The sequence below is a fragment of the Sphingomonas sp. BK481 genome (assembly GCF_014194875.1).
GTDB lineage: Bacteria > Pseudomonadota > Alphaproteobacteria > Sphingomonadales > Sphingomonadaceae > Sphingomonas > Sphingomonas aerolata.
The window spans coordinates 1-10,753 of the sequence record NZ_JACIAP010000029.1; the positions used below are offsets into that span (position 1 = coordinate 1).

Here is a 10,753-nt window from a genome sequence, read left to right on the forward strand (position 1 = left end):
TGCGTTGCGAGCCATGGCGCGATCAAGAAGGAGGTCGCGACGAAGTCCGCGGACATGCAGCAGCATCTGGTAAAGCTGGCGCAGGAAGACGAGCAGATGCTGCGCGTCGAGCTCGACCGGATCCACGGTCCGCAGCGCGAAGGATGATCCGGCGCGTTCGATTGGCGGGCGTGCTCGGTGCCGCAAGTTGCGGCCTGATCACGCCCGCGCTTGCACAGGATGCCAGGTCGGTAACCTTGGAGGTAATGAGCGAGGAGGAACGGCGCGGGCTGAGCTGGAGTGAGGGACGTGCCGCGCTGGCAGGCGATATTCGCGTCTCGCGCGGCCGGCTCGATGCATCGGCGCGCTCAGTAACGCTTCGGAACAGCGTGCGACACGGTGGCGCCGATGCGGTCGTCGACCTTTCGGTGGGAACCGACTGGGATCTGGGTGCGGTGCGTATCCGTACCGACGCCACCGGCCACGCATTCGCGGGCGCGCGGGGCCGCATGGACTATGTCGAGGCCGGCGTATCGGCAAGCTATGTCTATGGTCCGCTTTACGCCACGGTCGGCGTGATCGGCGCGCCGTCGCAGCGCGCGATCGGTGGCAGCAACGTGTATGTCTATGCGAACGCCAATGCCGGTATTCCTGGTACGCCGCTGACGATGCTTGCCGAGATCGGCCACTCGTCCGGCAGCGTCCGCGACCCCAGTCGGGTGCAGCGTTTTCGTCCGGGCGGCAGTTACACCAACTGGCGGCTGGGTCTCGAGCATCGTCGTGACCGTCTGACGATCGGCGTCGATTATATTGGGACTGACGTCTCCCGCACCGCCACTGCCAGCAGGTTTGCCGATCAACGCAACGCCGGAGACAGAATCGTAGGGCGCGTACAGGTTTCGTTCTGACGATTACCGCGGTCAGCGAGTGCCCATTAACGCTGATGTGTATACGAACTGCCTGGGCAGAACCGTCTGTATATGTTTAACAAACGGCCGGTGCGGTTGAAAAATAGCCTGACGTCGCGCTCCTGATCGTATCGACCGGGATCGAGTCCGAGAACGCCCTATCCGTCTCGATCATCGTTCGTTTGCGGGATTAGAAATCGCGGATGGTAAGTTTTGCTGGCGAGCGATCTTGTTTGCTGCTGCCTTCAAGATATCGGGCTGATTGCTATTAAAAGGGCCGTGACAAACTATCGGGAATAGCACGCAACGCGATTGCCGTTCGAAGGCAGCTATGAAGATGCGCGCCTACCAACGGTTGGTCACCAGCATCCGCGACTGCCAAAGCCTGACCGATAACCGTTATTAGACGTTCGAGGTGCTGAGCGGTTGTTTCGCCGTCCATCATGGCTTCAAAGCCTTGATCATTTTGGCGTACCCGGCAGCACGAGCCAGATGAGCGATGCGAGCTGAAACGTCGTTACTGGCTTCGGCCTGTTCCCGCGCGCGCGCTTCGTTACGAACAAGAGTGCTCAGATCGCTCGAGTTGGACACGTTTATGCTCCTATCAAGCGGGAGCGCTCCAGCGTTTCTCAGTCACCGCCATGCCATTAGCGAGTCGCGGCGATGTACCGACCCTGTACATGCCGTTAACCCGATGCCAACCTCACTTATGCTACCGTCGCCCATGGTAAACATAACAGGCATAGTCGACGAGGTAGCGCGGCTGGACGCGCTTCGTGCTCTCGATATGCTCGACACTCCCCCTGAAGCCGAGTTTGACGCCATCGCTGCAGGGGCGCGGCACCTCTTTGGCTGCAAGTTCGCTTTCGTTTCGTTAGTTGACGCGGACCGGCAGTGGTTCAAGGCAGCGTGCGGCCTTGAGCCTAGCGAGACACCACGAGATGTGTCTTTTTGCACCCATACGATCGCTGCCGACGATCTGCTCGTCATCGCGGACACGCGCGAAGACCCGCGCTTTGCAACCAATCCTATGGTGGCGGAAACACCCTTTGTGCGTTTCTATGCAGGCGTGCCGCTGCGAGTGACACCACCAGGAGGAGGTGCCTCGCTGCCGATCGGCACCTTGTGCGTGGCTGACGACAAGCCGCAGGATCCGACCCGCGAAAAGCTGGAGATACTCGCCGGTATGGCGCGGGTCGTCGAAGCGCTGCTTGAGGCGCGCCGGACCAGCAAAGAGAACCTACAGCTGGCGCTTGATCGCCAGGAGGCCCTTGCTGACATGGCTCGCACGCACAGACTGCTCCAGCACGCCGAACGCATGGCAAGGATCGGATCGTGGCGCCTCGAGCTCGAAAGCGGACAGCTACACTGGTCGGATCAAACCTACACGATCCACGGCCTCGCGCCGGGATCGCGAGAGCAACTCGACACAGCGATGCAGTTCTAGCCTGAAGGTGACCGTGCGAAGCTGGAAGCAGCGCTTGACCGCTGTGCGCAGCAGGGAACTGCATGGGATTTGGAGCTGAACTTCACCGATGCGCAGGGACGGCCCCGTCGCGTGCGCACGTTGGGTGAGATCGATCAGCGCGTCGGTAAGCGTGTCGCCGTCATGGGAGTGATCCAGGACATCACCGACCGGTACCAATTCGAGCGCCGCCTGGTTGCGGTAGCTCGAACCGACGAACTGACCGGCATACCAAGCCGACGCGCCTTTAACGAAGAGTTGGAAGTTGCGCTCGATCGCGCCCGGGAAGGTGCACCGCTTGCTATAGCAATCATCGATCTGGATCGGTTCAAGGAGGTCAACGACCGGCTTGGCCATGCGACCGGGGACAGAGTTTTGCAGGCGATGGCCGCCAAGCTGCAAGCAGCACAGTATCTGGGCGACCACTTCGTTGCCCGGCTGGGCGGGGACGAGTTCGTGCTGATCCTGCGCGGGCGGCGTACACACGAAGAACTCGTCCAAGACATCGCGCAATTGCTCGCAGACCTACGCTACGCCGTGCCTGACGACCGTAGCGTTATAACGGTGTCCGCGACGATCGGAGCCTGTGTCTACGGCGCAAGTTATGTCGATCGGGCTTCGTTGCTCAAAGAGGCAGACGAGGCTCTGTACCGCGCGAAGCGGATGCAGCGAGGCACGGGCGCTATTGCAGGCAAAAGCGCCTATATCCAAAGTTTGGTTGGTGAGCCGCGATAATCTGCTTTGACCCCGGCATCTGGTTGGCGAGAATAGGATTCAGGCATTTTGCATGTGACAATGAGCCGATGAGCATCGGACTGATGAAAATTCCCGTCTTGCTGGTATCCGGTGTCCTGTCCTGGCTTTTCGTCAGCTGGGTGACAGGCGCGGCGGAACCCTGGGATGCCGACGCCTACTGGCGTCTCTGGTACCCCGCCTCGTTGGGCCTAGCTGCGCTAACAGGGGCAGCGTTCAAGACGAGGGGGTGGATGGCAGGAGTCATCCTGACGTTTGCCCAGCTTCCTGTGATATGGCTCAACGCCGGGACTATCTCGCTCTGGGTAATCGGCCTGGCAATGTCCTGCGTCCTCGCTGTGCCGGCTGTCGCAATCTCAGCTTTTACCGGCTGGTTTGCGGCTCGCTCACGACCGTTGTGACAGTCCGCGAATGGGATCGATCCGCCTGTGCATCAATAAGATCATGGTAGGACCCGTTCGCCCGGGCTGGACGGTGCCCTTACCCGCCTTCCCGCAAACGAACCGTTGAATGAGAAGGCCGCCCGCCCCGACCTGAGTAAACGCTCACGCTTTCTGTCGGTGTTCTGATCGCGCTATTTGTCGTCGGTGTCTCGGCGCGCGGTAACCAGGAATGTCCGGGTTTGGAGGAACGCGGACCGTCCGCTGTGGACGCCCGACCTCAGGAAATCGACGACTGAACGGGTTAGATCAGCGCCAATGAACCGAGTCTTCTGCTGCACGCCGGAGTTGGGCGACCATCTGGCGCTCGTGGCCGGTCAGGGCGTCCTTCGACAGGAATGCGGCCTTCAACGCGGCAGCCAGTTCACCCCAGCCGTCCGTCGATCCGTTGATTGAAGTGAACGCCGGTAGCACGTCGGCTAACGCGTGGAGGCAGCGGCGGTCGCACCAAGCTTCAGTGAGCAAGCACAGATCATGGAAGAAGTCGTCACTGCTGGTATAGATGTGGTTCATGCCCAGACAATGACGGAATGGCGGCTTTCGGGCAAACCGGCTTAGCTTCCAACGACTACCTTGAGCGATCTGCTTTGTCGGAAAACACATGATAGGCGACGCAGAGCACCGCAAATTCTGGAGAATTGCGGCGTGGGGCGGTGGCGCACGTGCTCTAGGTTCGCACTATTGTGCGAGATACCCTGTCGGATTGAGAAAGTGCGCGACAACCTCGGAGGCGGGGTTTTTCGTCAGGGGAGCCGCGGCTGTTATTTTGGCGTGAGATCGACGCCCCGCGGAGTCACTACCGTGCAGGCTGGCTCGATGCCGAGCAAATCTCGGAAGCCCCGCGAATGGCCGATTCATCCGAAACCCGACATTCCCGGCCGATTGCCCGAACGACTGCTTCGTCCCAGGTCTCGCCATTCCGGCAGCGATGCGCGACGATCCGCAAAGCTGAATGAACGTCGGAAGTTGGGGAGGCCAATAGGCGCCAGGAATGGCGGGAATTGGGTCGATCATACGATCAGCGATACGCCCGATCGATCCGCCAGTGCCTTGAACCGCGCGGCAAGGCTTGGGTCGGCATCAACCCGGACGGCGCTGACTACGCTGAGCGCTCCGGGCGGCACGCGATCGCCGAAGAACATCACCGCCAGCGACGAGGGATAGGCGCGAGACTCCCAGACCATCCCGTGCGTGGCGGCGTCCTTGCGGTGCAGCGCCGCGGACCAGCGCCGCGTATCCGAGAACTCGCTCGCGGGTGTGTCGATCAACTGATTGCGAGCAATGCCGAGTTTCATCAGGTCCGGCGCGAGGAAAGAGCGCAGCGCCAGCGGGCTGGCGACCCGCAGCACCGAGCAGCGCACATCCGCGAGCTTGCTAAGCGGAAACGTCTTGAAGGACTGAGCAGGATCGAGATCATGGAAGATCGTCTCGTAGACCGCGGCCTCAAATCCATCCGCGGCATAGGCGGTCGGCACGCGTTTGCGCACGGGGCCGATCGGCGCGAATCGCGAGGAGCCAAAGCCCGGATTGAACGCATCGCCGGCAAGCTTTTCGGCGTGAATGCGCCAGAGAACGGCGCCTACGGGCAGATCGGTGACGTGGGTCGCAAAGGCGGTCGGCGGTTTGGGGACAATGCCGGTCGGCGCCAGCGCTGTCACCCGCCGATCTCGTCGCTCTCATGCGCCGCGGCGTCGAGGACGGCCGCTTCATCGTCGAGGAGTTCCCTCGGAGCGGGTCCACCCAGCCACGAGTTGGTCGACACGAACCAGAAGGCGGTTTGCCATGGTGACCGGCTCGTCGGCAGGACCTCCAAAATCCTCTTGATGAGGGGAAGCGGCTTGCCGTCGGCGTCGAACTGGAAGGTCGGGAAGCGGTCCTGTCCCTGGTAGGGGACCGCGAAGACGCGGCGCTGCGCTTTCCAGCGCGCGGCGGTCTGGTGGCGGTTCTTGGCTTCATGCCCGGCGCGCGCCGCGACCTCGGCCGAGGTCAGCGTCTCGACCTCGTGCATGAAGCGCTGGCGGATGGCGGTGTTGTCAGCCGCGACTGCGGTATGGAACTCGGCCATCGGATCATGGGTATCGGCCAGGACGTCGAGGAGCTGCTCGATCTTGCGCTCGAGATGCCGCGCGCGGACATCCGGCAACAGCTTGTCGACGATTGCGTAGAGTGCCTGTCGATCCGGGTCGGCTGCGATGCCCGTGGCGGTCAGCTGCTCGATCGCGTGATCGACGGCGGTTCGATACTGTTCGGAGAAGCCCTCAACAGTAGGCGCTATATATAAGGTGTCGCTGGCGGCTTCGGAACGCGGAGCCCCGCGCCGCTTGGCCGGCTTGGCGCGCGCGGTCTCGACCAGGCTGGCGAACACCAGATTGGCGAAGGCGCTCGGATCGACAGCGGTGGCGAGGGTCGCCATGGACAGCTCCTGTGGTTAGTCTCGCTAACATATAACCGAACTAACCAAAATTGCCACCCCACGGAGGCAATGGCGCTTAGTCATGCTAACACATAAGCGATCTAACCACGCACGCCACTGCCGATGTTTATTCCAGTAACTGCCCTTCCTGGAAAAAAGAATGCGGCCGGGCAGGGAGGGTTTCGTCGGTTCTCCTGACATGTTGAAACCTTCGCCCGGGCGACACCCAGCGGCGATTTCCGTCCGAAGCATCGAGCGGTCGAACGGAGCAGGAGGTCGTCGGCGTGGCGCGGCATGAGTGGGCGTGACCGATAGCTCCTCAGTTTCCGAACGCATCTCTACCCGATTAATGATAGGTTTTGAGACATACTTTTGAGACAAGCTCTGGCTTCCAATGCGGCCCGAGAAATCTTTGGTTTGACCGCTGCCGCATGAGAGCGTCGACCGAACTCCGTCATGAGGTGCCACCGACGTTCATCATCTCCGCGACCTTGGCCGCGAGCCCTTGCATCGTGAAGGGCTTGGTCAGCAGCTCCATACCGGGTTCGAGGTGGCCGTTGCCGACCGCAGCGTTCTCCGCATAGCCAGTGATGAAAAGCACCTTCAGGTCGGGGCGGAGAGAGCGTGCGGCGTCCGCGACCTGGCGCCCGTTCATGCCGTTCGGCAAGCCGACATCGGTGATCAGCAGTTCGATCTTCGCGCCCGATTGCAGCACCTTGATGCCCGATGCACCATCTGCCGCGCCGATCACGGTGTAGCCCCGCTCGTCGAGCACCTCGTCGATGAGATGCCGGATCGTGGCTTCGTCGTCGACCACCAGGATCGTCTGACCGCTGGCCGTTGCGGCGGTAGCGATCGCCTCCTCCTCCTCGCCCAGCAGGGCATCGCCGGCATAGCGGGGGAGATAGATGCAGATCGTGGTCCCATGCCCCAGCTCTGAGTAGATTCTTACCTGGCCACCCGACTGACGAGCGAAGCCGTAGATCATCGACAGCCCGAGCCCGGTCCCCTTTCCGATCGGCTTGGTCGTGTAGAAGGGCTCGAAGGCGCGCTCGATTGTCGCTGGCGACATGCCCGTGCCGCTATCCGTGACGCAGATCGACAGATATTGCCCTGCCGACAGGTCGCGCGCACGGGCCGCCCGGTCGTCGAGCCACTTGTTCGCGGTCTCGATCGTGATCCGACCGCCATCGGGCATGGCATCGCGCGCGTTGATGCATAGGTTGAGAATCGCGCTCTCGAGCTGCGTCGCGTCGATCATGGCGGGCCACAACCCCGCCGCTCCCACAACCTCGATATCCGTGGTCGGCCCCACCGTTCTGCGCAGCAGGTCCTCGACCCCGGCGATGAGACGGTTGACGTCGGTTGGCCTTGGATCGAGCGTCTGCCGCCGTGAGAAGGCGAGCAGACGCTGAGTCAGGGAAGCTGCGCGCCGCCCAGCTCCCTGCGCTGCGTGAATGAAGCGCTCGGCATCGTCGAGCTTGCCTCGCTCCAGACGCATCTGGAGCAGTTCCAGATTGCCCATCATGCCCGTCAGGAGGTTGTTGAAGTCATGCGCCAGCCCTCCGGTGAGCTGGCCGACCGCCTCCATCTTCTGCGCCTGGCGTAGCTGATCTTCGAGTTGCCGCTGCCCGGTCATATCGACACCGACGCCGGTTCGCCGGACAGGCTTGCCGCTCTCGTCGAAGTAGGTGTGTCCACGCGACAGCACCCAGTGGATCGACCCGTCGGGGTGAACCAGACGATACTCAAGTTCCAGATCGCCTGATCGTTGCAGCCCGCCATCCATCGTTTTCTGCAGCGACGAGCGGTCCTGCGAATGGACGTTGGCCAGAAACTCTTCGCGCGGCAGGCCCGCTGCGGCCCGCTCCGGATCGAGCGCGTACAGGGCCGAGATCGCCGCGTCGCAGAAGAAGCAGTCGGACGCGACATCGTAGGTCCACACGCCGACGCCACCAACGGCTGAGAGGGCGAGGCGCGCAAAGTCCTGCTCGTCGTGCAGCCTTGCCTCCATCTCCCGCTCAGCGGTGACATCGCGACCCGTTGCATAGGCGATGCCGCCGGCCGGAGCGGCAACCCATGAGATAGTACGGGTCGAGCCATCCTTGTGACGGTAGCGGTTCTCGATCCGTGGCTGATTGCCGGCTGCAGCCGTTTCATAGGCGTCGACCGTCTTGCCGTGATCGTCCGGAACGACGAACTCGTTGACGTGATGCCCGACGAGTTCGTCAGGCGCATAGCCGAGGACCGTGGTCCAGGCTGGATTTACACGCTGGAAGACCCCGTCGAAGTCTATGACCACGAGAAGATCGGGCGATGCTTCCCAAAGGCGGTCGCGCTCGGCCGTGCGTTCGGCGATTTGCTGCTCGAGAGTTTGGTTGAACTGGCGCAATTTCGCTTCGCTCTCGCGCATTGCAGCCTCAGCCTCACGCCGAGCGCTGATGTCGCTTGCTGCCCCGAACCACTCGATGATCTCGCCATCTGCGCTCAGTAGCGGAACGGCACGGGACAGCGTCCAGCCGACGGTCCCATCCGCACGCACAACGCGATGTTCGAGATCGAATATCTTCTTGAGCCGGATCGCTTCATCGATGGCGGCGGTTACCGCCGGCTGATCGCTTTCGGGAATATAGGCCAGCAACCAGGAACGGTTCGGGTTGGATGACGGGGTGCTGGGCAGGAAACCGCCCCCATCCAGTTCCTTCATCTCGCCCCAATCCGGACTCATCCGGTACAGGACGTCTGTACTCGCTTCGGTCAGAAGCCGGAGCCGGGCTTCGCTTTCGAGTAGGCGCTGTTCGACGCTAACAGCGCTAGTGGTTTGATCCATTATATCACTCTTAACACGCTGATCTTCTTTTGGTCTCTAGCACTGCCCATTGCGGCACCAAACGCAATCAGGGCCTTCCATCAGTTCGGGCCGTGGGCTCGGCTCTGTGTGAAAGGCATGTCCACGGTCGGACCCAAGGCTTCGATAATCCTGCAGTCGGCCACGGTGTTTCGGCTGCAGGAGTCGATCAACGCGTCCAGTTCGCCCGCGAGGGCCGTCAGATCAGCAATTTTCCGCGTAATCGCATCCCGATGCCGATGGGCGATCACGTCCACGGCCATGCAGGACTGTTCGCGACGACCGGCGAGCCCCATCAGCTCCCGGACCTGATCGATCGAGAAGCCGAGATCGCGCGCTCGACGGATGAAGGACAATCGCCGCAGATGCTCGCCCTCGTACGTCCGGTAATTACCGGCCGACCGGGCTGGTGCCGGCAGCAAGCCGATCTGTTCGTAATAGCGGATCGTCTCGACCTTGGTGCCTGTCGCCGAAGCCAGCTTACCGATCGTCAGTTTCTCAGACACAGCCCTTGACCCTCTACCGACTAGAGGGTGCATATAGGCTGCTAGATCGATTCTACCGAGGTGGCAAAGATGGCCTGCACGAGCTGCGCGTCCGACAAGGCGGGCACCCTGAACGACCCAAAGTGGCGGCGCGCCTTGTGGATCGCGCTCGCCATCAACGGCGGCATGTTTGGGGTCGAAATCGTCGCTGGGATTACGGGCGGATCGAAAGCGCTTCAAGCCGACGCGCTCGACTTTTTCGGTGACGCCGCCAATTACGCGATCAGCTTGGGCGTCGCCGGGATGGCGATAGCTTGGCGCGCGCGGGCAGCGATGCTGAAGGGAGCGACGCTTGCCCTGCTCGGTCTTTATGTCTTGCTCGCGGCGGGCTGGGGCGCCTTCCACGGCACTGTACCCCATGCCGAGGTCATGGGCATCATTGGGGTCGCGGCGCTTATTGCAAACCTGCTGGTCGCAGTCATGCTGTACCGCTTTCGCAGCGGTGACGCGAACATGCGCTCGGTTTGGATCTGCTCGCGCAACGACGCGATCGGCAATATCGCCGTGGTGCTGGCTGCAGGCGGCGTCTTTGGTCTGAACAGCGCCTGGCCTGATCTTGTGGTGGCGACATTGATGGCGGTGCTCGGTCTGTCGGGCGGCTTCCAGATCATGCGACAGGCGCGTGCCGAACTGCGATCTGGTCTCACGCCTGCCCCCTCCGCTTACAGGCAGCCGTTGGAACGGGTTGGGTAAGCTTCTCCGGTAAAAAGCCGAATAAAGGGCTACCGACTTTGCCGTGTATTTTCGCCTTACACTCGTTCAGTCTGTTGAACTTGGGCCCGTCTCAGGCGGAACCAGGGCGTGAGATGCGTCGGTTCCACCATCGCTTGCCCGCTCGCGAATAGCTCTAGAACAGTTAGTAGGGACCTGTCGCTACCGAGGCGATCCTCGCAAAAACGTTCGATAGATGAACGCTCAGGTGCGGCGCGCGGCTGTCGCTCCTGCCGAAGAAATGCCGTCGCAATCTACCTCGGCGGGGAGGGCCTCGCCGAGGTAGCATTTCAGTTCGAGCCAGAATCGCTCTTGTCACGATGGCCGTCTGGATCGACATCGCCCGGAGTATGGCCAGGGTGATCGTGGTGCTCGCCTGGCACGTCCCGCTGGCCACTAGTATCCCGGTCGCCGTGTTCGTCGAGATCGCCGGGCACGTGGCCCGGGTGATCGTGGTGCTCTCCTGGCACCTCTTGCTGCCCGCTCGTGTCGCGGTGACCGTGGGGGTCGAGATCACCAGGCGTATGTCCGGGATGGTCGTGATGCGAGCCAAGCTTCTCTTCGGGCATTTGCGCTCTCCTTTATTATGGATTGTTCTAGAGCGGTTTCTGATCAGTCTGCATCGTAACCAGCGGCTGCAAAATAGTTCGAGCATTCCTGGGGTGAGTAGAGGTCCACGATGCGGCCGATG

General features: G+C 61.8%; 11 protein-coding genes. 5 read left to right on the top strand and 6 right to left on the bottom strand.

Annotation, left to right across the window (positions count from 1 at the left end; translation table 11 throughout):
- Positions 1 to 143: 143 nt before the first annotated feature.
- Complete coding sequence (locus tag FHY04_RS22025; protein ID WP_183938006.1) at positions 144 to 887, top strand: TorF family putative porin; 744 nt, start codon at positions 144 to 146, stop codon at positions 885 to 887.
- Positions 888 to 1,328: 441 nt separating this feature from the next.
- Here FHY04_RS22025 and FHY04_RS22030 read toward each other — a convergent pair whose 3' ends face one another.
- Entirely contained in the window at positions 1,329 to 1,478 is a 150-nt protein-coding gene (locus FHY04_RS22030; RefSeq protein ID WP_162237052.1) for a hypothetical protein, read from the bottom strand.
- Between the two features lie 196 nt (positions 1,479 to 1,674).
- Here FHY04_RS22030 and FHY04_RS22035 point away from each other — a divergent pair, with 196 nt between their 5' ends.
- Positions 1,675 to 2,334, top strand: coding sequence for a GAF domain-containing protein (locus FHY04_RS22035; protein WP_183938008.1), 660 nt, complete (start codon positions 1,675 to 1,677; stop codon positions 2,332 to 2,334).
- Positions 2,335 to 2,403: 69 nt separating this feature from the next.
- A complete protein-coding gene (locus FHY04_RS22040) occupies positions 2,404 to 3,087 on the top strand; it encodes a GGDEF domain-containing protein (RefSeq protein WP_183938010.1) in 684 nt (227 codons plus the stop codon).
- 707 nt (positions 3,088 to 3,794) lie between these two features.
- Here the strand turns inward: FHY04_RS22040 and FHY04_RS22045 are convergent.
- The 5 genes from FHY04_RS22045 to FHY04_RS22065 form a co-directional block, all read right to left on the bottom strand.
- Positions 3,795 to 4,058, bottom strand: a complete 264-nt coding sequence (locus tag FHY04_RS22045; protein ID WP_183938012.1) for a hypothetical protein — start codon at positions 4,056 to 4,058, stop codon at positions 3,795 to 3,797.
- Positions 4,059 to 4,555: 497 nt separating this feature from the next.
- Positions 4,556 to 5,203, bottom strand: a complete 648-nt coding sequence (locus FHY04_RS22050; RefSeq protein ID WP_159513025.1) for an RES family NAD+ phosphorylase — start codon at positions 5,201 to 5,203, stop codon at positions 4,556 to 4,558.
- Positions 5,200 to 5,958: a hypothetical protein gene (locus tag FHY04_RS22055; protein WP_159513024.1), complete on the bottom strand. Its 759-nt coding sequence runs from the start codon at positions 5,956 to 5,958 to the stop codon at positions 5,200 to 5,202. Before FHY04_RS22055 ends, FHY04_RS22050 begins: the two co-directional genes overlap by 4 nt.
- 454 nt (positions 5,959 to 6,412) lie before the next feature.
- Positions 6,413 to 8,788, bottom strand: coding sequence for a PAS domain-containing hybrid sensor histidine kinase/response regulator (locus FHY04_RS22060; RefSeq protein WP_151989837.1), 2,376 nt, complete (start codon positions 8,786 to 8,788; stop codon positions 6,413 to 6,415).
- Between the two features lie 80 nt (positions 8,789 to 8,868).
- Complete coding sequence (locus FHY04_RS22065) at positions 8,869 to 9,312, bottom strand: helix-turn-helix domain-containing protein (RefSeq protein WP_234422486.1); 444 nt, start codon at positions 9,310 to 9,312, stop codon at positions 8,869 to 8,871.
- A 69-nt stretch (positions 9,313 to 9,381) separates the two neighbouring features.
- Between FHY04_RS22065 and FHY04_RS22070 the strand changes: the two genes are divergently transcribed.
- Both FHY04_RS22070 and FHY04_RS22075 read left to right on the top strand, forming a co-directional pair.
- Positions 9,382 to 10,044, top strand: a complete 663-nt coding sequence (locus FHY04_RS22070) for a cation transporter (RefSeq protein WP_151989839.1) — start codon at positions 9,382 to 9,384, stop codon at positions 10,042 to 10,044.
- A 338-nt stretch (positions 10,045 to 10,382) separates the two neighbouring features.
- On the top strand, positions 10,383 to 10,753 hold a 371-nt coding region (locus FHY04_RS22075), incomplete at its 3' end, for a hypothetical protein (RefSeq protein WP_183938014.1).